Annotated in this window: 20 protein-coding genes; 7 read left to right on the top strand and 13 right to left on the bottom strand. The window is 67.5% G+C overall.

Translation table 11 applies throughout. The features are described from left to right. Positions 1-233 precede the first annotated feature (233 nt). From GJG85_RS20005 to GJG85_RS19995, 3 genes are read right to left on the bottom strand one after another with little or no spacing between them, the layout of a single operon-like run. On the bottom strand, positions 234-1,700 hold the full coding sequence (locus GJG85_RS20005; protein WP_204384306.1) for an efflux transporter outer membrane subunit: 1,467 nt from the start codon (positions 1,698-1,700) through the stop codon (positions 234-236). Beyond that, entirely contained in the window at positions 1,693-2,898 is a 1,206-nt protein-coding gene (locus GJG85_RS20000; protein WP_204384304.1) for an efflux RND transporter periplasmic adaptor subunit, read from the bottom strand. The genes GJG85_RS20005 and GJG85_RS20000 overlap by 8 nt, the downstream gene beginning before the upstream one ends. Further along, positions 2,888-6,142: an efflux RND transporter permease subunit gene (locus tag GJG85_RS19995; RefSeq protein WP_089489463.1), complete on the bottom strand. Its 3,255-nt coding sequence runs from the start codon at positions 6,140-6,142 to the stop codon at positions 2,888-2,890. Before GJG85_RS19995 ends, GJG85_RS20000 begins: the two co-directional genes overlap by 11 nt. A gap of 423 nt (positions 6,143-6,565) precedes the next feature. Here GJG85_RS19995 and GJG85_RS19990 point away from each other — a divergent pair, with 423 nt between their 5' ends. After that, positions 6,566-6,940 carry a hypothetical protein gene (locus tag GJG85_RS19990; protein WP_050012847.1) on the top strand — a complete coding sequence of 125 codons (375 nt, stop codon included), beginning with the start codon at positions 6,566-6,568 and terminating at the stop codon, positions 6,938-6,940. A 102-nt stretch (positions 6,941-7,042) separates the two neighbouring features. Here GJG85_RS19990 and GJG85_RS19985 read toward each other — a convergent pair whose 3' ends face one another. The 3 genes from GJG85_RS19985 to GJG85_RS19975 all read right to left on the bottom strand — a co-directional run bounded on the left by GJG85_RS19985 (position 7,043) and on the right by GJG85_RS19975 (position 10,092). Beyond that, complete coding sequence (locus tag GJG85_RS19985; RefSeq protein ID WP_050012846.1) at positions 7,043-7,801, bottom strand: SDR family oxidoreductase; 759 nt, start codon at positions 7,799-7,801, stop codon at positions 7,043-7,045. Positions 7,802-7,985: 184 nt separating this feature from the next. Beyond that, the gene (locus GJG85_RS19980) at positions 7,986-8,933 is read right to left on the bottom strand and encodes an alpha/beta hydrolase-fold protein (protein WP_050012845.1); all 948 of its coding nucleotides are present in this window, start codon (positions 8,931-8,933) and stop codon (positions 7,986-7,988) included. 61 nt (positions 8,934-8,994) lie between these two features. Continuing rightward, a complete protein-coding gene (locus GJG85_RS19975) occupies positions 8,995-10,092 on the bottom strand; it encodes an OpgC domain-containing protein (protein WP_050012876.1) in 1,098 nt (365 codons plus the stop codon). Between the two features lie 381 nt (positions 10,093-10,473). Between GJG85_RS19975 and GJG85_RS19970 the strand changes: the two genes are divergently transcribed. Beyond that, positions 10,474-11,628, top strand: a complete 1,155-nt coding sequence (locus tag GJG85_RS19970) for a porin (RefSeq protein WP_050012844.1) — start codon at positions 10,474-10,476, stop codon at positions 11,626-11,628. Positions 11,629-11,669: 41 nt separating this feature from the next. Here GJG85_RS19970 and GJG85_RS19965 read toward each other — a convergent pair whose 3' ends face one another. Further along, positions 11,670-12,581, bottom strand: a complete 912-nt coding sequence (locus tag GJG85_RS19965) for a LysR family transcriptional regulator (RefSeq protein ID WP_050012843.1) — start codon at positions 12,579-12,581, stop codon at positions 11,670-11,672. A 143-nt stretch (positions 12,582-12,724) separates the two neighbouring features. Between GJG85_RS19965 and GJG85_RS19960 the strand changes: the two genes are divergently transcribed. Together GJG85_RS19960 and GJG85_RS19955 are read left to right on the top strand one after the other, a co-directional pair. Then, on the top strand, positions 12,725-13,726 hold the full coding sequence (locus tag GJG85_RS19960) for an aldo/keto reductase (protein ID WP_204384303.1): 1,002 nt from the start codon (positions 12,725-12,727) through the stop codon (positions 13,724-13,726). A gap of 129 nt (positions 13,727-13,855) precedes the next feature. Further along, entirely contained in the window at positions 13,856-14,593 is a 738-nt protein-coding gene (locus GJG85_RS19955) for a sulfite exporter TauE/SafE family protein (RefSeq protein ID WP_204384302.1), read from the top strand. A gap of 60 nt (positions 14,594-14,653) precedes the next feature. Here GJG85_RS19955 and GJG85_RS19950 read toward each other — a convergent pair whose 3' ends face one another. The 3 genes from GJG85_RS19950 to GJG85_RS19940 form a co-directional block, all read right to left on the bottom strand. Then, positions 14,654-16,816, bottom strand: coding sequence for a hypothetical protein (locus GJG85_RS19950; RefSeq protein ID WP_204384301.1), 2,163 nt, complete (start codon positions 16,814-16,816; stop codon positions 14,654-14,656). 504 nt (positions 16,817-17,320) lie between these two features. Then, positions 17,321-17,707 (bottom strand): ester cyclase, encoded by a 387-nt coding sequence (locus GJG85_RS19945; RefSeq protein ID WP_050012839.1) that lies wholly within the window; start codon positions 17,705-17,707, stop codon positions 17,321-17,323. Positions 17,708-17,753: 46 nt separating this feature from the next. Continuing rightward, positions 17,754-18,650: a LysR substrate-binding domain-containing protein gene (locus tag GJG85_RS19940; protein ID WP_089489456.1), complete on the bottom strand. Its 897-nt coding sequence runs from the start codon at positions 18,648-18,650 to the stop codon at positions 17,754-17,756. Between the two features lie 499 nt (positions 18,651-19,149). On the opposite strand from GJG85_RS19940, the gene GJG85_RS19935 reads away from it, so the two are divergent. The 3 genes from GJG85_RS19935 to GJG85_RS19925 all read left to right on the top strand — a co-directional run bounded on the left by GJG85_RS19935 (position 19,150) and on the right by GJG85_RS19925 (position 22,104). Continuing rightward, positions 19,150-20,010: a peptidoglycan DD-metalloendopeptidase family protein gene (locus GJG85_RS19935; protein WP_089489455.1), complete on the top strand. Its 861-nt coding sequence runs from the start codon at positions 19,150-19,152 to the stop codon at positions 20,008-20,010. Between the two features lie 209 nt (positions 20,011-20,219). Continuing rightward, positions 20,220-21,119, top strand: coding sequence for a class A beta-lactamase (bla, locus tag GJG85_RS19930; protein WP_124653227.1), 900 nt, complete (start codon positions 20,220-20,222; stop codon positions 21,117-21,119). A gap of 112 nt (positions 21,120-21,231) precedes the next feature. After that, positions 21,232-22,104, top strand: a complete 873-nt coding sequence (locus GJG85_RS19925) for a LysR substrate-binding domain-containing protein (protein WP_050012835.1) — start codon at positions 21,232-21,234, stop codon at positions 22,102-22,104. 25 nt (positions 22,105-22,129) lie between these two features. On the opposite strand, the gene GJG85_RS19920 is transcribed toward GJG85_RS19925, so the two are convergent. From GJG85_RS19920 to GJG85_RS19910, 3 genes are all read right to left on the bottom strand, one after another. Beyond that, entirely contained in the window at positions 22,130-22,465 is a 336-nt protein-coding gene (locus GJG85_RS19920; RefSeq protein ID WP_204384300.1) for a type 1 fimbrial protein, read from the bottom strand. Positions 22,466-22,829: 364 nt separating this feature from the next. Further along, on the bottom strand, positions 22,830-23,084 hold the full coding sequence (locus tag GJG85_RS19915) for a GlsB/YeaQ/YmgE family stress response membrane protein (RefSeq protein ID WP_050012833.1): 255 nt from the start codon (positions 23,082-23,084) through the stop codon (positions 22,830-22,832). A 169-nt stretch (positions 23,085-23,253) separates the two neighbouring features. Continuing rightward, entirely contained in the window at positions 23,254-24,198 is a 945-nt protein-coding gene (locus GJG85_RS19910; protein ID WP_235356180.1) for a fimbrial protein, read from the bottom strand. Between the last annotated feature and the right edge of the window lie 44 nt (positions 24,199-24,242).

Genomic DNA, 24,242 nt, shown 5'->3' with positions numbered 1-24,242 from the left:
CCGGCGCGGCGTGTCGGTGTCGCGCATGGGTTGAGGACAAGCATAGGGGGCGGACATTAGCGGATCGGCATACGCAACGTGAAAAGAAATTCATGCATCGGCGCGCAGTCGCGGCGACATCAAACCGGCATGCCGTGAAGCGTTCCGCGCGGTCGGGCAGACGTAAAAAACGGCACCCGTCATCGCGACGGGTGCCTTGAAATACGACACGCCTCGTCCGTGTCGCAAGGGAATCAGTTCGCTGCACGGGCCGGCGTCGCAGCCGGTGCTTGCGTACCGGATGCGGCTTCATCGGTCGACCACCCGCCGCCCAGCGCGGCGATCAACCCCACCGCCGCCAGTTGCCGGCGCGTGTCCAGCGCCAGCATCGCAACCTTCGTATTGAGTTCGGTGGTCTGCGCGGTTACCACATCGAGATAGCTGACGACGCCGTCCCGATAGCGCGACATCGACAACTGCAACGTGCGTTCGGCCGCCTCGAGTGCTTCCTGCTCGCGATCGGCTTCGTCGCCGAGGTGATGCGTGAGTGCGAGGTTGTCTTCCACCTGCTGGCACGCGTCGAGCACCACCGCGCGGTATTTCGCGCCGTTCTCGGCCAACTGCGCGCGCGCCTGGTCGGTGAGCGCCTGGCGCCGGCCGCCGTCGAACAGCGTCAGCGCGAGGCTGGGCCCGATCGACCAGATCTCGTTCGGCGCGCGGAGCCATTGGCCGAGGCCCGAGCTTTGGTAGCCGCCGACCAGCCCGAGCGTGACGTCGGGGAAGAACGCCGCGCGCACCACGCCGATCTTCGCGTTGGCGGCGGCCATGCGCCGCTCGGCGGCCGCGACGTCGGGTCGCCGCTGCAGCAGCGTCGCGGGAATGCCGGCCGGGATCGTCGGCAGGTACGCCGCGTTCAGGTTCGGCGTCAGCGAGAACGACGACGCCGGTACGCCCGTGAGCGTCGCGATCGCGTGCTCGTCGAGCGCGCGCCGCGCCCGTATGTCCTCGGCCGACGCCCGGGCCGAATCGAGCTGCGTCTGCGCGCGCGACACGTCGAGATCGGACGCGATGCCGCCCGCGTGCCGGCTCATCGTCAGGCGCAGCGCGCGCCGGTAGGTGTCGATCGTGTCGGCCAGCAACCGTTGCTGCTGATCGAGCCCGCGCAGGCTGAAGTACGCGCTGGCGAGGCTGGCCTGCAGGCTCAGTTGGACCGACGCGAGATCGTCGGCGCTGGCCCGTGCGTCGGCGCGCCCGGCCGCGACTTCGTTGCGGACTTTCCCCCACAAGTCGAGGTCGTAGTCGAAGCCGGCGTCGAGGGTGTTGTCGCCATAGACGTTCGGCTGGTTCGAGCCGCGCAGCGGCCGCGTGGCCGATTGGCGGTTGCTCGAGACCTGCGCGCCGAGGCCGATGGTCGGGAACAGCCCCGAGCGCGCCTGATCGAACAGCGCGGCCGCTTCGTCGTGGCGCGCCACGGCCGCGGCCACGTCGGGGTTGGCCGCGGCCACCCGTGCCTCGAGCCGGTCGAGCACGGGGTCGCGAAACGCCGTCCACCAGCCGTCGCGCGCGATGCGGTCGGCCGGCTTCGCGGCCTGCCAGCCGCCCGCTTCCTTGAAGCTGGCCGGCAGCGCCGTTTGCGGCGCGTGATAGGCGGGCGCGAACGAGCACGCGCAGAGGAACGCGACGCCGGCGAGCATCGCGCAGAGCCGAAGCCGGTTAGCCATGCGCACGCTCCGTGTTGCGCTTGGCAGACGCAACGGTGGGGGCCGGCGCCGCGAGCCTGACCGGGTCGCCGTCGGCCAGCGAATCGGGCGGATTGTCGATCACGCGATCGTCCGGCGCGAGGCCGGTCGCGATCTGCACGTGCGTGCCGAGATCGGTCGCGATCGTCACGGGCTTGAGTACCGCGCGATCGTCCTTGCCGACCACGGCGACCTGCAGGCCGGCCTGCCGGAAGATCAACGAGCTGGCCGGAATCGTCAGCACGTGGGTGCTGCCGGCCGATAGCGCGAAATGCACTTCGGTGTATTCGCCGGGGATCAGCTTGCCGTCGCGGTTGTCGACCATCAACTGGACGAGCAGCGTGCCGGTCGAATCGGCGATCGCGTCGTCGGTATCGGCGAGCGTCGCCCGGAAGGTCTCGCCCGGATGCTCGGGCACGGTCAGCGTGGCCGTCATGCCGGGCCGGATCGCGGCGGCCTCGTTCTGCGGCACGCTCACGTAGACGCGCATCCGGTGGACGTCGGACACCGCAAACAGCTCAGGGCCGGCGCCGCCGCCGGCCGAGATCAACTGGCCGATGTCGGTCTTGCGCGCGGTGACGACGCCGTCGAACGGCGCGACGATGCGCTTGAACTCCTCCAGCGCGTCGAGGCGCCGCACGTTTGCTTCGTTGGCGGCGACGATCGCCTGCTTGGCCGCGAGGTCGCTGGTCTTCTCGTCGGTTTCCTGCTGCGACACCGAATCCTGCGCGAGCATTCTGGTCCAGCGCGCGGCCGTGGACGCGGCCAGCTTCTCGTTGGCGAGCGAGCTCTGCAGGTCGGCACGCGCCTGCTGCAATTGCTGGTCGAGTTCGGGCGTATCGATCAGCCCGAGCAATTGCCCCGACTTCACGTGCGCGCCGATATCGGTGTACCACGCATGCAGGTAGCCCGACACCTGCGCGTGGATCGGCGCGCTCTCGAATGCGGACAGATGGCCGGGCAGCACGAGCGTCGCGCCGTCGCCGCCGGCCGACGGCGTGTACGCGACCACGGTCGGCACCGCCTGTTCGGCGGACCAGGTCGTCATTTCCCGTTTCGCGTGCGCGCGGCCGACGATGCCGGTCGCCACGATGCCGACCGCGATCAGCGCGGTGAGCGTGGCGACGAGCTTGAGGTTGGGCAGCCGTTTCGGCGACTTGATATCGATCTCAGTGGACATGGGAGGCTCCGGACGCGGAAAGGGAGGAAGCGCGGGACGCGTCGTGCTTCAGCGCGTCGCGCCGATGCACGAGGCTGAACACGACGGGAACGAAGAACAGCGTCGCGATCGTCGCGCACGCAAGGCCGCCGATCACCGCGCGGCCGAGCGGTGCGTTCTGCTCGCCGCCGTCGCCGAGGCCGAGCGCCATCGGCGCCATGCCGATGATCATCGCGAGCGCGGTCATCAGCACCGGGCGGAACCGCGTGAAACCGGCTTCGAGCGCGGCGGCCAGCGCGTTGCCGGTGTCGGCCAGGCGTTCGCGCGCGAAACTGACGACGAGGATCGCGTTGGCGGTGGCCACGCCCATGCACAGGATCGCGCCGGTCAGCGCCGGCACCGACAGCGGCGTATGCGTGGTGAACAGCATCCAGACGATGCCGGCCAGCGCCGCCGGCAGCGCCGAGACGATCACGAAAGCGTCGGCCCACGAATGGAAGTTCACGACGATCAGCAGGTAGATCAGCACGATCGCGCCCACGAGGCCGAGCAGCAGGCCGGCGAACGCGCCGTTCATGGTCTGCACCTGGCCGCGCAGCGTGACGGTCGAGCCCTTCGGCAGATCCTTCGCGGTGGCTTTGACGATGTCGTCGATGTCGGCCGCGACCGCACCGAGGTCGCGCCCCTGGGTGGTCGCGTAGATGTCGAACAGCGGTTCGATGTTGTAGTGCGACACCACTGCGTTGCCGACGCCGCGCGTGATCGTGGCCAGGCCGCCCAGCAACTGGGACTGGCCGTTCGCGCCGGTGACCGGCAGGTTCCGCAGCGCCGACAGCGTGGTCATCCTGTACTGCGGCGTTTGCGCGACGATCGGATAGGACACGCCGTTGTGCGGGTTGAGCCAGTAGGTCGGGTCGACCTGGCTGGTGCCGGCCAGCGTCGCGACCACCGAGTTCGTCACGTCCTGCTCGGTGATGCCGAGCTGGTCGGCGCGCGTGCGATCGACCGTCACCGTGAACTGCGGATAGGTGCTGGCCTGCTGGATGCGCGGATCGGCGACGCCGGCGACCAGCCGCAGCTTGCGGTACAGCTCGCGCGCATAAGCGAGATTGGCCTGCTGGTTCGGGCCGGCCACCTGCAGGTCGACCGGCGCCGGCGCGCCGAAGTTGAGGATCTGGCTGACGATGTCGGCGGGCAGGAACGAGAACGTGGTGCCCGGATAGGCGCGCGGCAGGCGTTCGCGCAGCGTGTGCACGTAGTCGGCGGTCGGCGCGTGATCGTGCGACAGCGAGATCAGGATGTCGCCGTCCTGCGGCCCGAGCGTGCCGCTGTTGTTGTAGGTCAGGTTGATCCCGCTGTTCGGCAAGCCGATGTTGTCGATCACTGCACGCAACTGCGCGGGCGGGATCACGCCGCGAATCGTGTTCTCGATGCGGTCGAGCTCGGCGGCGGTTTCCTCGACACGTGTGCCGACCGGCGCACGCACGTGTAGCGCGATCTCGCCGGAATCGATGGTCGGGAAGAAATTGCGGCCGAGCGACGGGGCGAGCAGGAAGGACGCGGCCACGATGCCGAGGAAGGCGACGACGAACGGCTTGCGGCGCGTGAGCGCGAGGCCGAGCAGGATTCGGTACGACGCGCGCACGGCTTCGAAGCGGCGCTCGAACGCACGCTGGAAGCGCACCAGCGGATTGCGCGACGGCGGGACGTCGTGCGCGCCGGCATGGCCCGCGTGCGGATCCATGACCGCGGCCAGTTCGCCCGACGCGTGACCGGCCGATGCGTGCGGCTTGAGCAGGTATTGCGCGAGCATCGGCACGAAGGTGCGCGACAGCACGAACGACGACGCCATCGAGAAGATCACCGCCTTGGCCATCGGCACGAACAGGAAGCGCGAGATGCCGTCGAGCATCAGCATCGGCACGAACACGATGCAGATGCACAGCAGCGAGACGAGCGCCGGCATCACGATCTGTTTCGCGCCGTCGACGATCGCGGTGCGCGTGTCCTTGCCCTGTTCGAGGTGCCAGTTCACGTTCTCGATCGTCACGGTCGCATCGTCGACCAGGATCCCGACCGCGAGCGCGAGGCCGCCGAGCGTCATCACGTTGAGCGTTTCGCCGGTGGCCGCGAGCAGCGCGATCGCCGACAGCACGGCCAGCGGGATCGACGCGGCGATGATCAGCGTCGAGCGCCACGAGCCGAGGAACAGCAGGATCATCAGCGAGGTCAGCGCGGCGGCGATGATGCCTTCGCGCGCGACGCCGCTGACGGCGCCGTTCACGAAGGTCGACTGGTCGCCCATCGTGACGAGCTTCAGGCCCGGCGGCAGCGTCTGTTCGACCAGCGGCAGCTTCGCCTTCACGCCGGCGATGATGTCGAGCGTCGAGGCCGAGCCGTTCTTCAGGATGCTCATCAGCACCGCGCGGTGGCCGTCCACGCGCACGATGTTGCCCTGCGGCGGGAAGCCGTCGCGCACGTGCGCGACGTCACGGACATAAATCGTCGTGCCGTCGACCGACTTGATCGGCAGGTCGTTCAGCGCGTCGAGCGAGAGCGGGCTGTTGTTGAGCTTGATGTTGTATTCGAAGCGGCCGATCTTCTGCGTACCGGCCGGGATGATCTGGTTCTGCTGCGCGAGCGCGTGCGCGACGTCCTGCGCCGACAGCCCTTTCGACTGCAGCGCCTGCGGGTCGAGATCGATCTGCACTTCACGTGTCTTGCCGCCGTACGGCGTCGGAATCGCAACGCCCGGCACCGACAGCAACTGCGGTCGAATGAAGTTGACCGCGTAATCGCCGAGCTTCTGTTCGTCGAGCGTGTTGCTGGTCAGCGCGATCTGCAGCACGGGCACGGTCGACGCGTTGTAGTTGAGGATCTGCGGCGGCGTGGTGCCGGGCGGCATCTGCTTGAGCACGGTCTGCGAGATCGACGTGACCTGCGCGGTCGCCGTGCGGATATCGACCGTCGGCTGGAAGAAGATCTTCACGATGCCGTAGCCGCGGAACGATTGCGACTCGATATGCTGGACATCGTTGACCGTCGTGCCGAGCGTGCGCTCGTAGTACGTGATCACGCGTCCGGACATGTCGTCCGGCTGCAGGCCCGCGTAGTTCCAGACGACGCTGATCACCGGGATGCGGATGTCCGGGAAGATGTCGATCGGCGTTCGGACCGCCGCGAGCGGGCCCGCGATCAGGATCAGCAGCGCCAGTACGACGAACGTATAGGGCCGGGCGAGCGCGAGCCGGACAATTTTCAGCATGAGGTGCTGCTCCGTTCAATATCGTCGTGAAGAAGAGCCGGATGTGCGCGTCGTCGGGAAAAACCCGAGGCGCAACCGATGAGCGCATTCTGCGGAGCGGCCACTAACAGCCGGTCGCAAAAAAGATGAAACAAGTTTTAAGGAGCGGGTGGGCTTAACCGGGCAGGTGGCCGCGAGCCGCGGATCGTCTTCGACGTCGGGATGTGTGCCACGGCGTGCGCGATGCCGGGGGGATCAGGCGGCGGCAAGCTGCGTGGCGGCGCGGTCGGGTGTGCGATAGGGGTCGATCACATAGCCGATGAAGCTGCGCACTTTTCCAGCGCTTTCTAAAAAAAGATTCATGCGCAGTTCACGAATCTTCAGCCGGTTCAGATGTACCGAGGTCGATAATGGGATCGCGTCATTCCGGCAAGGACGACAAAAATGACACAACCGTTGAGCATCAAGATGATCGAGGAGCGCGGCAAGCTCGTGGTGCTGATGTCGATCGAACGGGGCGCAGCCGTGCTCGATCCGGAAGACGTGGACGCAGTCATCCAGTACTTGAGTCTGCTGCGCGCGTCGATGCAGCCGGCGGTGCCGGAGCGTCCGCCACACGGGCAGCAATTCGTGACGGAAATGGATCCCTGCTGGTATGCCGAGCGCCATCCGGTGCAGGGCGGCGTGGTGCTGTTACTGCGTCATGGCGGGCTCGGTTGGGCAAGCTTCGCACTACCGCCGTGCAGCCTCGAACGGTTGCACGCTTCGCTGACGCAACTGCTCGAGGACGAGCGGCGAGCGATCAGCCTGCCGCACTGAATCTGCTTCGCGAACGTGCTTGCATGCAGCGTCGTTGCGACGGAGTGATTCGGTAGCAGCCAGTGCGTGAACGCCGCCTCCCGGCACGGGCCGCGGCGCGCGCTATCCGCGCCCGACGAACGGCATCGCGGTCGCCATGATCGTCATGTTGAGGATGTTGGTATCGAGCGGCAGATTCGCCATCTGGACGACCGCGTTCGCGACATGCGCGACGTCCATCCGCGGCTCGGGCGCCAGGCTGCCGTCCGCTTGCGGGACGCCTTGCGTCATCCGTTCCGTGAGCGACGTCGCGGCGTTGCCGATGTCGATCTGGCCGCACGCGATGTTGTACCGGCGGCCGTCCAGCGCCAGCGACTTCGTGATTCCGGTTACCGCGTGCTTGGTGGCCGTGTACGCGATCGTATCGGGGCGCGGTGCGTGCGCCGAGATCGAGCCGTTGTTGATGATCCGGCCGCCCTGCGGCGTTTGCGTTTTCATCAGCCGCCACGCGGCGCGCGCGCACAGGAAGACGCCGGTCAGGTTCGTCGCGACGACGCTGTTCCACACGTCGAGTTCGTATTCGTCGAGGGACACGACCGGGGCGTTGCGCCCGGCATTGTTGAACAGGACGTCGAGCCGGCCGAACCGTTGCGCGATCTGCGCGAACGCGTGGTCGACCGACGCTTCGTCGGTGACGTCGACGGGAAACACTTCGGCGTCGCTGCCGGCGGCTCGGATCGCGTCCTGCGTGTCGCGCAGCGACGCCTCCGTGCGCCCGAGCAGCGCGACGATGAAGCCGGCCTGGGCGAGTGCGAGGGCCGCGGCGCGACCGATGCCGGAGCCGGCGCCCGTGACGGCGGCGAATTTCTTCGAGACGGACATGGCGTGATTTCCTGCGGGTCGAGTAGGGGAGGCAGGCGACGAACGATGTCATCGCCACTTCGGCAATGTAGACGAAATGCGGCGGGTACGGATTCAGGCGACGCCGTCAAGCGCATCGGATGCCATGGTTTTCGCTGAACGCGGAGCCGAGCGAGCGGGACGGCGGGACAACGCCCACCGGCCGTCACTTCACGCACTCCAGCGCATACTTCAACCCCTGCCCGAGCAACCCGCGCCAGACGTCCCACGTATGCCCGCCGTCGACGATGCGCAGCTCGGCCGGGTTCTGCGCGCGGCGCAGATGCGTGTACAGCACGCTCGATTCCGCCTGGATCGTCAGGTCGTCGTCGCCGGCCGCGATGAACATCGGCACGCGCCAATTGCGCGCGAAATAGCCGCGCAGCAGTGCCGGGTAGTTCAGCTCGTGCCACACGCGCGAATCGAACTGCCGGTCGCCGAACACGCCGACGTAGCGCGCGGCGGAATTGAGCGGCGGCTCGTTCGCATAGATCGCGGGGCTCAGCAGCATCGCGCCGCAGAACAGCCCCGGTTCGAGCAGCGAGAAGCGCAGCGCGCCGAAGCCGCCCATCGACACGCCGCCGATCGCGCGGCCCGCGCGCTGGTTCGACACCGCGAAGTGCGCTTCGACTTCGGGCAGCAGGTCGTTGAGGAACGCGCTCTGCATCTTCTCCTTGCGGTCGACGTACCAGTCGGTGCCGCCCTGCGGCATCACGATCACGACCGGCGGAATGTCGTGGCGCTCGATCAGCGTGTCGGCGGTGGCCTGCAGCCGGCCTTGCGTGACCCAGTCGTTCGCGTTGCCCGCGTTGCCGTGCAGCAGGTACATCACCGGGTAGCGCGCGCCTTCCGGGTTGTAGCCGGGCGGCAGGTAGACCGTGTACGACCAGTCGCGCTTCAGCGACGCCGACCGGAACGTGCGCAGCACGACGCTGCTGCCCGGATTGACGGGCGGCTCCTGCGCGGTCGATGGCGTCGTCGCGGTCTGGACGGCCGGCGGCGCGGGCGATATGGCCGGCGCGGCGGCAGGCGCGGCCGACGGTGGCGTGGCGTGGGCGGTGGCGATCGCGCCGGCGATCAGGGCGAGGGCGAATGGAAGGGCGAGTCGGCGCATGGCGAATCGTTTCAGGAGTGGCGCCGGCTATCGTAGCAGCGGCGCATGACGGCGCGGCGCGTCATGGCCGCGAACCGAACGGCAGCCGCGCGACGAGCGGCCCGTAGAGTTTGGCGACGAGATACAGCAGTCCGATCGCGACCACGTCGGCGGTCAGGCCGAGCGGCACGTCGAGATAGCCTTCGGTCGCCTGGTAGAGCAGCGAATCGACCGCGAGCGAGATGCCGGTGCCCGCGACGAAGCACAGCAATCCCTGCCGGCCGATCGTGCCGATCCACGGCATCGCGTGCGCGACCTTCTTCATCCAGCCGAGGTGCACGAGCTTGGCGGCGAGCCACGCGATCGCGAGGAAGTTCACGAGCCGTAGCGCGCCGAGGTTCTGCTTGATCGACGGATCGGTCGGGAACGGCTCGATGCGCAGCCGGTAGTACGCGCCGGCCGCGACGATCGCGAGCGCCGCGGCCGTCAGCAGCCAGCCCTGCGGCTTCGGCGCGAGGGTCTGGTAGACGGGCTGGCAGCGCGCGATCACGCCGAGCACGAACAGGAATTGCCACGCGAACGGGTTGAAATCCCACGGCGCGCCTTCGACGGTCGGCAAGAAGCGTGCGACGTGCGGCGCCGCGTACCACAGCGATCCGCTGAACGCGAGCATCAGCCAGGGCTGCGTGCGCGCGAGCGGCAGCGCGAGCGGGACGAGCAGCGCGAAGAACGCGTACATCGGCAGCACCGACGCGAGGTAGGGCTGGCGGCGGAACAGCAGGATGTCGCGCAGCGCGGCGAGCGGCTTGTGCAGCAGCCCGTCGAGATCGTTGGTCGGCATGTTCGGGCCGTCGATCGCGAACGCGTTCAGCACGGCGGTGATCAGCAGCATCAGGCCGGCCGTCACCAGGAACGCGCGGTAGATCTCGAACGCGCGCCGGATGAAACGCTGGCGTGCGGCGGCCTCGTCATGCCGCTCGGCGAGCGAGTTGTACGCAATGGCGGTCGCGAAGCCGCCGAGGAACACGAACACCTCGGCCGCGTCGCACAGCGCGTACGCGTGCAGCGTCACGCGCGACAGGATGCTGCCGCCGATGTGGTCGACGACGATGACGAGCAGCACGAGGCCGCGGAAGAAATCGAGCTCGGCGTAGCGGCCGGCTCGGGCCGGCGCGGTCATCGGGGCGCCTTTCGGCACGGGCCGCGGGCGCGGCCGGTACGCGCCGCGCATGAATCGGGGTCAAGCATGACTTCGTGAAGAAATGGCGAACGGATGCGCATTGTGCCATCGATGCGAAGCCTTCCGGGTTTACGCGAATGGCGGGCCGGCCGGCCGCTACCGACAAGCCCGGTCAGGCCGTCCGCGCAAGGGGCAGTTGGACGAGCGCAACGCTTTGCGCGCGACGACCCGCACCCGATGGACGGGCGGTTTGCGTCGTGACACCATTTTGTCCTCACGCGGCCGCACACCGCGTCGTCCGCCCTGCGGGCCACACATACAACAGATCGAACAATTCGCCGGGCGCATGGCCTGCCCGGCCCCCGGCTCCGGAGATTCGTCATGAGGAAGCACGTCATTTTTGTCGCCGCGCTCGCCGCCTTCGCCGCGCCGGCCTTTGCCGAGACCAGCGTGACGCTGTACGGCGTGATCGACGAAGGCTTCAATTACACGAACAACGTCAACGTCAATGGGGTCGGAAAGACCAATTACCAGCTCGCAAGCGGCTATGCTCAGGGCAGCCGGTGGGGCCTGAAGGGCAGCGAGGATCTCGGCGGCGGGCTGAAGGCGGTCTTCACGCTGGAAAACGGTTTCGACGTGAACAACGGCCGGCTCGGCCAGGGCGGCCGCATGTTCGGCCGTCAGGCGTTCGTCGGGCTGTCCGAGTCGCGCTTCGGCACGCTGACCTTCGGCCGTCAGTACGATGCCGTCGTCGACTATCTCGCGCCGCTGACCGCGAACGGCAACTGGGGCGGCACGCTGTTCTCGCACCCGTTCGACAACGACAACACGGACAACTCGTTCCGCGTCAACAACACGGTCAAGTACGCGAGCGCCGACTGGAACGGCCTGACGTTCGGCGGCACGTACAGCTTCAGCAACAGCACGGGCTTCTCGAACAACCGCCAGTACAGCATCGGCGCGCAGTATTCGCTGGCCGGGCTGCAGGTCGCGGCCGCGTACCTGCAGGCGAACAACCCGGGCATCGGCAACGCGGGCGCGATCGCGGCCGACGACGCGAACTTCGTCGCCGATCGGCTGCGCATCTTCGGCGGCGGCGTCAACTACACGTTCGGCCCGGCGACGGTCGGCGTCGTCTATACGAAGACCGACGTGAAGAACCCGGTATCGACGGTCTACCTGCCGGCGTCGACGTTCGCCGGCCTCGGGCTGACCGCGACGAAGTTCCAGAACTTCGAGATCAACGGCAAGTACCAGCTCACGCCCGAGTTCTACCTCGGCGCGCAGTACGTGTATACGGACGGCAAGTACGACGCCGCGGCCGGTTCGTTCAAGCCGAAGTACCACACGGTCGGCCTGATGGCCGACTACAGCCTGTCGAAGCGCACCGACGTGTACCTGCAGGGCGCATGGCAGAAGGTGGGCGGCGACAAGACGGGCACGGCAGCCGACGGCGGCTATGTCGTCGGGACCGACGGCCCGTCGGCGTCGTCGAACCAGTTCGCGGTGCGCGCCGCGATCCGCCACAAGTTCTGAGGGCGGCGGCGCCGGGGCGAACGGCCCCGGCACGGCCGTCGTCAGTCCGCCCGGTGCGGGCCGTCGAGCGTTTCCGCGAGCCAGTCGACGAAGATCCGCACGCGCGGCGCGAGATGCCGGCCGGTCGGAAACACCACCGTCACGGGCAGCGGCCCCGCATTCCATTCCGGCAGCACCTCGACCAGCGAGCCGTCGGCGAGCAGCGGCGCGAGCCCGTCGCGCGGCGCCTGGATCAGCCCGAGGCCCGCGAGGCAGCACGCGAGATACGCCTGCGAGCTGTTGACCGACACGACGCTGTGCATCTTCACCGTGTGCATCTCGCCCGAATCCATGTCCGTATATTCCCAGTCCAGCTCGCGGCCCGTGCGGCTCGAGAAATAGCCGACCGCGACGTGGTCCGGCAGATCGTCCGGCGAGCGGGGCAGGCCGTGTCGCGCGAGATACGCGGGCGACGCGCAGTTGATCTGCGCCATTTCGCCGACGCGCCGCGCGACGAGCGACGTGTCGGACAGCACGCCGACCCGCACCGCGCAGTCGATGCCGTCCGCGACGAGATCGACGAAGCGGTCGGTCGTGCTGATCGCGATGCGCAGGTCGGGATAGCGCGCGTGGAAATCGGGCAGCGCCGGAATCACCTGGTTCAGCGCGAACCGCTCGGGCAGATCGACGCGGATCACGCCGCGCGGCGACGCGCCGGCATCCTCGAACAGCGTCTCCGCATCGTCGAGGTCGGCGAGCAACTGCACGCAGCGCTCGTAGTAGGTCGCGCCCTCGGCCGTCAGCGCGACGCGCCGCGTCGTGCGTTGCAGCAGGCGGATCTTCAGGTGCTTTTCCAGATACTGGACGGCATTGCTGACCGTCGGGCGCGGCAGCTGGAGCTGCTCGGCCGCTTTCGTGAAGCTGCCGAGATGGGCGACGCGCGCGAAGACGCGCATTGCTTGCAGATGGTCCATGCGGGCGAGAACCTTGGCGGGAACGGGAACAAGGCTCCATTGTTAATCACCGTCGAATGGTTTGGTGGAGCGTTTCGCGTTTATCGCGCGGCGTCGTGCGGCCAGAATCCGTTTCATCCACTCACCATTCGAAGGAAACGGACATGGACAGGCGTCAACTGGGCCGCACGGGCCCACAGGTTTCGGCGATCGGGCTCGGCTGCATGGGGATGTCGGATCTCTACGGGCCGGCCGATCGCGACGAAAGCATCGCGACGCTGCACGCGACGCTCGACCACGGCATCACGCTGCTCGATACCGGCGACTTCTACGGGATGGGCGACAACGAGATGCTGATCCGCGACGCGCTGCGCGGCCGGGCGCGCGACCAGGTGGTGATCAGCGTGAAGTTCGGCGCGCTGCGCGATCCGGCCGGCGGGTTTGCCGGCTACGACGCGCGGCCCGCGGCGATCCGGAACTTCGTCGCGTATTCGTTGAAGCGGCTCGGCACCGACTACCTCGACATCTACCGGCCGGCGCGGGTCGATCCGGCGGTGCCGATCGAGGAGACGGTCGGCGCGATCGCCGATCTCGTGAAGGCCGGCTACGTGCGCCATATCGGGCTGTCGGAAGTCGGCGCGGACACGATCCGCCGCGCGGCCGCCGTCGCGCCGATCGCCGATCTGCAGATCGAATATTCGCTGCTGTCGCGCGGGATCGAGGCCGAGATCCTGCCCGTCTGCCGCGAGCTCGGCATTGGCGTGACGGCCTACGGCGTGCTGTCGCGCGGGCTGCTGGGCGGGCGCTGGACGGCGGCGCGGCAGGGCGAGCGCGATTTCCGCGCGGCGAGCCCGCGCTTCCAGGGCGAGAACCTCGCGCACAACCTCGCGCTGGTCGACGCGCTGCGCGCGATCGCCGACGAGAAGGGCAGCAATCCGGCGCAGGTCGCGATTGCGTGGGCGCTGTCGCGTGGCGCCGACATCGTGCCGCTGGTCGGCGCGCGCAAGCGCACGCAACTGCAGGACGGTTTGCTGGCGACAGAATTGCAACTAACGGTCGAAGCGCGTGCACGCATCGAAGCGGCGGTTCCCGCCGGGGCGGCTGCCGGTGAGCGCTATCCGGCCGCGCAGATGGCGCACCTCGACAGCGAGCAGGGCCGGGGGTGATGCATGGGGCCGGGTCGGGGCCCCGAAGCCCCGTCCGGCGGGCCCGAGCCAGCCTCAGGCAAAGCCAGATGGCGGGCGGCATGGCGGGCAGGCACCATCGGCGCCGTACTCAACGGACGGAATGCCGCCATGTCAATTCATACGCTGACGATCATCGTGCTGGTTTTCCTGCTGGCCGGCGCGGTGAAGGGGATGATCGGGCTCGGGCTGCCGACGATCGCGATGGGGCTGCTGACGCTCGCGATGCCGCCGTCGGCCGCGGCGAGCCTGCTGCTCGTGCCGTCGTTCATCACCAACGTGTGGCAGTTGTGGCTCGGCCCGTCGTTCGGCGCGCTGCTGCGCCGGCTGTGGCCGCTGCTCGCCGGCCTGACGGTCGGCACGCTGACGGGCGGGCTGCCGGCGCTCGCGGCCGGCAGCACGTGGACGCACGCGGCGCTCGGCGTCGTGCTCGTGCTTTACGGGGTATGGGGGCTGGCGGCGGCGCGATTGCCCGCGCCGGGCCGCCATGAAACATGGCTGTCGGCCGTGGTCGGCTACCTGACGGGCGTCGTGACGGCCGCGACCGGCGTGTTCGTCGTACCGGCCGTGCCGTACCTGCAGGCGCTGCGGTTGTCCAAGGACGATCTGATCCAGGCGCTCGGGCTGTCGTTTACCGCATCGACGATCGTGCTCGGCTTGCAATTGCGCGTGACGGGCGCGCTGCAGACGGTCGATCTCGGCGTGTCGGCGCTCGCGCTCGTGCCCGCGCTGGCGGGAATGGCCGGCGGGCAATATGCGCGGCGCGTGATGAGCGAGAAGATGTTCAAGCGTTGCTTCTTCGTCGGGCTGATCGCGCTGGTGGTGAACGCGGGCCCGGGCACTGCATGATCCCGAAGCCGGCTTCGGCAACCGGCTTCGGGAAGGGGCGCGGGAGCGCGGTCTTGGCGCTTACGCCGGATCGGCGTACCTCAGCGTCCACCCGACCGTGCGGGTCGCGCCTGCGCCGAGCGCGAACGGTTTCGTCGTGCATGCGAAGTTCGAATGCAGCTGCCCGATCGGCGTCGTCGACAGCGGATTCGTCGTGCCGTTCGCGGTGTCGAAGGCGGACAGCGCGCAGTTGTCGAACCCGGATGCCGCATAGCGCGTCGCCGCGCTGTTTGCGTACGTTACCGACACGCCGTCGCCGTTGGCCTGCGTCGACGCGAAATCCGCGAACGACGTGAAGTCCGTCTCGACCGCGAGGTTGCCCGCGAGCGTGCCCGAACTCAGCGTATCGCTGCGCGAGATCGTGCCGTGCGCGAACGTCAGCACCGTGTGCACCTGCAGGTCGAGATCCGTCGTGTACGCGGTGTTCTTCGACGCGACGCGGAACTTCGTCGTATCGAACGACACGATCACCTGGCCGTTGCTTTGCTGCACGTTCAGGTTCTTGTAGTACGTGACGGGAATGTAGGTCTTCGCGTTGTACGTCACCTGCGGCACCAGCAGCGCATAGCCGAGGTCGGTCGTGCCGTAGATCAGCTTGTCCGAGAACGGCACCGGGTAATACGGCGTGTACGCGTCGTAGTCGGGCGCCTGGCTGAGGTTCAGGTTGATCACGCGCCGGCCGTCGCGCACGGTGAGCAGCGCGGCGCTGTACGGATGCGCGGCATCGCCCGGCTGGTTGTACCAGGTGAGCGTGTAGCGCGGCAGCGCGTCGAGCCACGCGCGGTAGTCCGCGTCGGCCATCGGCGCCTGGCCGCCGAAGCCGAGCTTGTTCCACCACGCGTTCACGTACAGGTACTGGTGCAGCAGGCTGAAGTTCTCGCCCATCACGCGCGGCTTGCCGCGATACGTGTCGGTGCCGCGGCCCTTGACCCACATGTTCACCGACGGTGTCGGCAGCGACGGGTCGTACCAGTACGTGTCGAAACGACGCGCTGCCTGGTAGATGAATGCATACGCCACCTGTTTCTCGCGATCGGTCAGCACGCCGGCATTGGCCGCGGCCGTCAGCACCTCCATGAACGCGGAATCGCCGTACGGGCCGATCGAGCGGCCGTAGTTGAAGCCCTGGCCGTCGGCGTTCAGCTGCGGCAGGATCAGGTCGACCGACTTGCGCAGATAGCCCTTCAGCTCCGGCGTCAGATTCGCTTCGTTGCCCATCTCGAACGTGCGCTCGACCACTTCGCCGATCAGCAGCGTGCTGTAGCGGTCGAAGCGCGCCTGGTCGTAGTAGGTCGTGTGCGTGTTCGATGCTTCGTCGGAGAACCCGCCCGACGAGTCGTTGCGGATGTGGTTCGTCAGCGTGTACAGCAGCGCGTCGCGTGCGCTCATCGTCGCGACCGCCGGATCGGTCTTCGATGCGAACGACGGGCTGCTCCAGCCGAGCTTCTGGCGCAGCCCGGCAATGCCGTAGGACACCGCATAGTAGTTCTGCGCGGTGTTGAGCGACGCGATGTCGATCGGCGTGCCGGCGGCCGGGCAGGTCGTGGTCTTGCCGCTCGCATCGGGGCCGAACATGTCGCAGAACGTGAGCCGCTGCTGCAGCGTCGCCAGCATCGCATCGCTGAAGACTTCGTTGAGCATGCCGTGCGCCTTCAGGTTGTTCAGCGCGACGAGGTAGTAGTACTCGCCCCACGAGGTATTCGCATACGCGTAGTTGCCGCCCGACTGCGCCATCATCGCGGTCGTGATCGTCTGGTACGTCGCGAGGTAGCTCGCGTATTGCGGGTCGTTCTTCGACTTCATGTCGATCAGGATGTAGGACAGGCCGAGCGCGAGCTTGCCGGGCAGGAATTTGTCGCCGGTATTCGTGTCGAGCACGTGGACGGGCGTGCCGTCGCCGAGATCCATCACCACCTGCGTGAAATCGGGCGATTTCCGGATCAGGTCGAACAGCGCGCGCATCTGGCCCATCATCGTGAGCGGGATGTTCGTGCCGGCCGGCACGCGGGTGTCGGGCGCGCCGTAGACGAGCGCCTGGAGCGAGTTCGCTACGAGCGCGGGCGGGGTGGACGTAGGGGGCGACGACGGCGTGTCGGTCACGTCGTTGCCGCCGCACGCGCTGACGAGCACGACGGAAAGGGCGCCGAGCGCGGCGCCGAGCGTGAATCTGCTGCGCGGATGCATGGTGTCTCCAATTTTGAATAGTGATGAAGCACGGGCACGTGTCGCCGATGCCGCGCTCGGTACCCATACCGGGCGTCCGCCTTGCAAACCCTGATCCCTGAAGACGGACGGCCTGAATCGCAAATCGAGCAGGCAAGCGTTCCCCCTGCACGGGCCGTGACCGGCGTCGCGCTCGAGCATTGGAAAACGTTTTCCAAATTTAGGCATCGATCGGCGCGATGTCAATGAACTTTCACATCGGATGCGCCGGTAGAAACCCGAATGGAGGAAGCCGGGGCGTGCGAGAGGGGAATCGGAATTACGCGTAAATCGTCGGGATGTTTATCTTGATGATCGCGTGGTCATCGTGCGAAAGAAAAGCTTTGAAGCGGTGAGGGCGAGCATGGGCGGGAAACGGGTTCTCGGTGCATGAAGAGAGAAAACGTTATCTGTAAGAATCGGAATGCAGTAAGCCGCTCACGGCCGCCCGCCGCCGCATGCGCCGACCCGCCGTTTCGACGACGTTCAAAGCTGCTTCTCGATCGCCGCCTTGTCGATCACCGACCACACCTGGCGGATCTTGCCGTCGTGAAACTCGTAGAACACGTTTTCGGCGAACGTGACCTTGCGGCCGTCGACGGCGAGCCCCATGAACGTTCCTTTCGGCGAACACGCGAAGCGAAGGCGGCACGCGACGCGCGGCGGCTCGCACACGAGCAGCCGGATGTCGAAGCGCAGATCGGGAATGTCGCGGAAGTCCTGCTCCAGCATCGCGCGGTAACCGGCGAGGCCGAGCGGCCGGTCGTTGTGGATCACGTCGTCGGACACGTATTCGCCGAGCGCCGTCCAGTCCTGCCGGTTCAGGCAGTCGATATACGCGCGATAGCGGGTGGCGAGATCGGTATCGGTCATGGCGATGTCTCCGTAGGTCGATGGGACGAATCGAATGCGGCGCGCGTTACAGCGGCGGCGCGTCGCCCGACAGGAACGCGACGAACTCGCGCGTGTACTTCGGCAGTGCGTCGAACGACCGCGCGCAGAGCGTCAGTTTCCGATGGCTCCACGGATCGGACAACTCGACGAGCCGCACGTCCATCGTCTGCATCGCGCGCTCGGCCGCATGCCGCGACACGATGCCGATGCCCACGCCGCTCGCGATCATGCGGCAGATCGCGTCGAAGCTCTTCAACTGCACGCGATAGCGGATCCGCTTGCCGAGCGCGCGCGCCTGGTCCGCGAGATGCACCTGCAGCGCGCTGCCGTCGGTGAGGCCGATGAAGTCTTCGCCGGCGATGTCGTCGAACGCGACCGCGCCGTACGACGCGAGCGGATGGGTGGCCGGCACGACGACGATCAGCCAGTCTTCGCGGAACGGCTTCTGTTCGAGGCCGCCGAGCCCGACCGAATCGGCGACGATGCCGACCTCGGCCGTCTTGTTGCGGATCGCATGCACGATCTCCTGGCTCGAGCGTTCCTCGACGCTGATCGACAGCTTCGGATGGTGCGGCAGGTAATCGGCCAGCGCATCGGGCAGGTATTCGCTCAGCGACGCGGTGTTGCACAGCAACCGGATATGGCCGCGCAGCCCCTGGCCGTATTGCTGCAATTCGCCCCGCATGTGATCGATCTGCTGCAGCACGGTGCGCGCGTGGTGTTCGAGCGCGCGGCCCGCGTCGGTGGCCTGCGCGCCGGACTTGGTCCGGTGCAGCAGCGGCACGCCCAGCTCGTCCTCCATCCCGCGAATGCGCTCGCTCGCGGCCTGCAGCGTGATGTGCGTTCGCTCGGCGCCGCCCGTGATCGTGCCGGCTTCGCAGATGTTCAGGAAGAGCCGCAGGTCGGTCAGGTCGAAGCGCATGATGGGCGGAGGGATGGCTCGGGGAATGGCCGATAAGTTAGCAGGAACCGCGGCGGCGGTCTCAGGGCCAGCCTGAGACCCGGTTCGCCGCTTCCGCATTTTCGGGGCGCGATCGACGCCCGATCATGGACACACATCAACCGCGGAGCCCGTCATGCAGATCGATTCGTCGTGGGGCGTGTCGTTCAAGATCGCGCTGCATCTGCTGTTCCTGTGTATCGGCGTCGCGTGGGCCGGTGCCGAATTCGTCGCATGGTTGCGATGAATGTCGTCGCGCGACTATCGAAACAAATGAACCATAGTTTTTTGCGACGAAAATTCTTCCGTTTTTCTGCGCCCAGACCATCAAGTTTTTCCGGATCGGACCGTATTACCGGTAGCGAATGCCGGCCGGCATCCGGTCCGTGATCGTTTGTCATCATTGTTTGCATCCGGTTACACGTCGGCCGTTCCGTTTTTGAGATGCTTGAAAGATTGTCAAACCGGAGTCGGATCGTCCATGAAAACGCGCGAGATTCACCGCAAGGCGGCGTGGCTGTCGGGCCTGGCCGCCGTGCTCGTCATGGCCGGTTGTGCAAATACGCAGTCCGTTCCGCCGAGCGACACGCTGGCGGCGCAGCCCTCTGATTCGAGCTCGTCCGCCGCGGCGCCGCCGGCCGCGCCGATGCCGGCCGCGCCGATTCTCGTCGCGCGGAAATATATCGTGAAACGCGGCGACACGCTGACGGGCATCGCCACCGCGAACGATTGCAGCGTGGCCGACTTGCGCACCTGGAACAAGCTGGCCGCGAACGGCAGGCTGCGCATGGGGCAGGTGCTGCGGATCGTCAAGCAGCAGCCGCTGCCGCCCGCGGGCGCGGCCGGCACGCAGGTCGTCGCGAGCAATGGCGCGGCGGGTAATCAGGGAACTGCGCAGGCCACGTCGCCGGCCAGCGCGTCGACCGCGAACGACCGTCAGGTCGTCAAGGAAACGAAGCGTCATGCGGGCGGTGTCGCGCTCAAGTGGCCGGCGACCGGCAAGATCGTCGAAGGGTTCCGGCCCGGGCAGAACCGCGGCATCCAGATTGCCGGCCGGCCGGGCGACCCGGTCCGCGCCGCGGCAGATGGGCGCGTGATGTACGCGGGCACCGGCCTGAACGATTACGGCAGCCTGATTATCGTCCAGCACAACGCGGATTTCCTGACCGCCTATGCGCACAACCGCAAGCTGCTCGTGAAGACGGGCGACATCGTGCATCAGGGCGATGCGATCGCCGAGATGGGCGACCTCGACAACTCGCGCGTCGCGTTGCTGTTCGAGGTGCGACGCGACGGCAAGCCGGTGAATCCGATGCCGTACCTGCCTTCGTCGCAAGGGTGAAGTCGGGCCGTTTCGCTGGAACGCGGCGGCGGTCGCTGCTACGCTAAGGTTTGTTCATGCGAATCCCGCTATCGCGGGGCCGACGGGCGTCTTTCGGGGATGCGCGGCGAATGCCGTCGCGGGCCGGCCGTCGGCGTGAACGGTCGCGCGTCGCCGACGCGCGACCGTGTCGCTTCGCGCCACCGTTTCCGACAGCACAGACCTCATTCATGGAACACTCTCCGACACGCCGCTCGCTGTTGCTTGCCGCCGTTGCCGCGCCGTTCGTTGCCGCGTGCACGTCCGCGCCGGTCGCCGACCAGGGGCGCGCCCATACCGCGCACGCCGAACTCGCCGCGCTCGAAAAAGCCTCGAACGGGCGGCTCGGCGTCGCCGCGCTCGATACATCGAACGGCGTGCGCATCGCGCACCATGCGCGCGAGCGCTTCCCGCTGTGCGGCACGTATGCGGTCATGGCCGCTGCCGCGATGCTCGCGCGCGGCTCGCTCGACGCATCGCTGCTGCCGCGCCGCATCCTGTATCGCCGCTACGAAATCGTGTCCGGCTCGCCGATTACGGAGAGCCACGTCGACACCGGCATGACGATCGCGCAGCTGTGCGCGGCGATGCTGCAGTCGGGCGACAAGGGCGCGGGCAACCTGCTGATGGGCGTACTCGGCGGCCCGCAGGCCGTCACGGCGTTCGCGCGCGAAAGCGGCGACACCACCTTCCGTCTCGATCATTGGGAACCCGAACTCAACAAGGCGGCGCCCGGCGACGAGCGCGACACGTCGACGCCGGTCGCGATGGTCGACACGCTGCAGCGGCTGTTGCTCGGCGACACGCTGCGCGAACCGCAGCGCGCGCAACTGACCGAATGGATGGTCGGCGGCGCACGCGGCGCGACCGGCATCGCGGCGGGCGTGCCGCCCGGCTGGCGTGTCGCCGACAAGGCCGGTACCGGCGGCTTCGGCACGACGACCGACATCGCGGTGCTGTGGCCGCCGTCGCGCGCGCCGATCGTGATGGCCGTATCGTTCACGCAGCCGCAGGCCGATGCCGCGGCGCGCGCGGACGTCGTTGCATCGGCGGCGCGCATCGCGGCGGGCGCGCTCGCCGCGACGGCCTGAGTCCCCGGCGTCTCGCGCGAAGCCGGCGTTTGGCTTATCGTGTCGGTCAGCGCGCGCCGGCGTCGGCGCGCGGTCCTTCCGCGTCGTTTTCCGTTCCCGTTTCCCGTTCGCCATGCGCCGACTTCCGCCTCTGCACGCGCTGCAGATCTTCTCGACGGTGGCTCGCCACCGCAGCTTCACGCGCGCGGCCGAGCAGCTGTGCATCACGCAGGGCGCGGTGAGCCGGCAGATCCAGACGCTCGAGGCGCATTACGGTTTTCCGCTGTTCAGGCGGCATGCTAAGGGCCTCACGCTGACGGCCGAGGGCGAGCAGTTGTTGCCGGTGGTCGACGAGAGCTTCGCGCGGATCGAGGACATCTCGATGAAGCTCACGCGGCAGCGCACCGATCTCGCGCTGAAGGTGCCGACCTGCGTGATGCGCTGGATGCTGCCGCGCATCATGCGCTTCCAGGGCGAACATCCCGATCTCCACGTGCAGATCACGACCGCGTGGCAGCACGTCGTCGATTTCTCGAGCGAGCCGTTCGATGCGGCGATCGTCTACGGGACGTCGCCGGGCCCGGGCGTCGTCGCGCTGCCGCTGTTCGACGAGCGGCTCACGCCCGTTTGCGCGCCCGAGTTGCGGCAGGCGTCGCCGCTCGCCGCGGTCGGCGATCTCGCGCGCCATACGCTGCTGCATCCGACGCGCGACCACCGCGACTGGCGAGCCTGGCTCGACCATGCGGGCGAGCGTGGCGTCGATCCCGCGCGCGGGCCGACGTTCGACACGCTCGATCTCGCGACGAACGCGGCGATGCAGGGCTTCGGCGTCGCGATCGGCGACGTGACGCTCGTCGACGACGACGTCAGCGCGCGCCGGCTCGAACGGCCGTTCGACATCGTGCTCGAAACGGGCGCACGCTACTTCTTCGTCTATCCCGAAAACCTCGGCAGCCAGCAGAAGATCCGCGCGTTCAGCGACTGGATCGCGCGCCACCGCGACTGACGCGCGGCGGTTCCAGCGGTGGCTTCTACTGGTAAGTCACGACGGCGATCATCGGCGCGCGCGCGTTGCCCGGACGGTCAGGTAAAACGATTGCGCGGGAGGCCTGCGTAAAGGTCGTGGTCTTGATCGTGCGCAGGCTGGCCGCGTCGACGAACGCGACATGTCCGCTCGCCGGGCGCGGGCAGTCGGGCCGCACCTGCGCATGCGCGGCGTTGGCCGTGTCGAGCGCGAACGAGCAGGGCGGCTCGACGATCATGCCGGTGAAGTGGATGATGCCGCCCGTGCCGGCGGCAAATGACGAGGTCGAGGCCAGAAGCGAGGCAGCCAGGGCAAACGAGGCGGCAAACGAACGATGCTTCATGACAGGCTCCAGAGAGGAAGCGCGTCGCAGCGAGGCCGCTCGAATGGCAGTCCGTCAACGCTGCGGTGCTGTATGCGTAAACGGCAATTTCATCGAACCTCTTGAGTGAGAAACCGGAAATAACGACGACGAGCAAACGACGCCGTGTTCCTTCAATCAATTTATCTCAAAATTGAGCGGCCGCAAGTCGGGGTATTGCCGATGACGTAGGCTCGGGGGAAGCGTGCCAATGGATGCGGGATTTGCAGATAAATCGTTGAGGGCTCAACGATTCGTCCAATCCCCAGGATGACGATTCGCCAAAGGAAAACGGCCGCTCGTGTGTGACGAGCGGCCGTTTGCGTCGGAGTGAACGACGCTGAGGTCAGCTTGCGCGTTTGCGCACCGCACCCACGACGACGAGCAGCACGATCGCGCCGATGATCGATGCGATCCAGCCTGCGCCCTGGCCCGGCGCATACCAGCCCGCGGCGCGGCCGATGTAGCCGGCGACGAGCGAGCCGACGACGCCGAGCACGACCGTCATCAGGATGCCCATCTTGTCGTCGCCGGGCTTCAGTGCGCGGGCGAGGAGGCCGACGATGAGCCCGACGACCAGGGTTTCGATGAATTGCAGCATGAACGCCTCCCTATTGCTGTTGAGCTGTTGACGAAAGGAAATGGACTCGCGCGGCGCGCCGGGGTTCCCTGCGGCGGCGAACCGGCGCGCGGCGTGCCGAGTATCGCACGTCGCCGCGTCGCGCGGATGTCAGGGCCGCCGCGGCCGCGCGTCGTTCATTGCGCGTCATTCATTGATAGTCGAGCAGAACCTGCGCCGCGGCATGAACCGAACCGCCGCCGACTTTCGCACCCGTTTGCAGGTAGGACGCGCGGAGCCGAATCGAAGGCGATCCGCCGGTGGCCTGGTTGTAGTTCGTCACGGTGTGCGATTTTCGCAGCACCAGCGGCTGGCCCGTCGTGGCGTCGGCGATCTGGATCCCGACGCCGATGGCCGTGGCATCCGGGCGCAACTGCATCCCGCCGGGTGTGTCGGCGACCACGTCGTCCAGCGGGGCCAACTGGTAGCCGATCCGGTTGTAACCGGCCGGGCAGTTGTTCAACTGCACCTGAAAATCCGTCGCGCCGGCGGTCGAACCGACGCCGTTGAATTCGCGATGCTGCACGGGCGGTAGCGTGACGGTCTGGTCGGGAATCGAGCACGTTCCGTTGATGAAGCTGACCTTGGCGGCCAGGTTGACCGGGTTCGACCCGCCGAGGAGGCCGGACTTGTAGTAGATCGTGTAATAGGCGCTGGCCAAGCCCGAATTGAGCGACCCGTCCTGCGGCGGCCGGCTGTCGCGAAACAGCGTGATTTCGAGCGTGTTGCGCAGTGTCGTCTTCGTCGACGCGACGGCGACGTTACCATCGACGATCATGCGTGTCGACAGGCCTGACACGTTGGTTTCCAGGTCGGGGCCGTCGGACGCCCACACGCTTCCTTTGGGATACATCGCGATGCTCGTGATCTGGCAGGTGCTCTTGCCGCAAACGTCCTGCGGCGTGAAGTAATGACGGGCGACGACGGTGCCGGGCGTGGCGTTCCCGGGGCTGGAAAGGGTTGCCTGCCCGAACGCATTGAGGGCGGCCGCGTCGGTCGCGAATGCCGCGCATGCAAGGAGAAGCGTCGCGGCGGCCGCGACCATGCGGGATGCGCGTCGGGTAATGTCGGCGCGCGCGTCGCGCGTGCGCGCCATGCCTGCCGGGATCGTGACTCGGGTCAACGCGGGCGATTGGCGAA

This window comes from Burkholderia sp. MS389 (genome assembly GCF_016899425.1).
GTDB classification, from domain to species: Bacteria; Pseudomonadota; Gammaproteobacteria; order Burkholderiales; family Burkholderiaceae; genus Burkholderia; species Burkholderia sola.
This window is presented reverse-complemented; position numbering and strand designations above follow the sequence as displayed.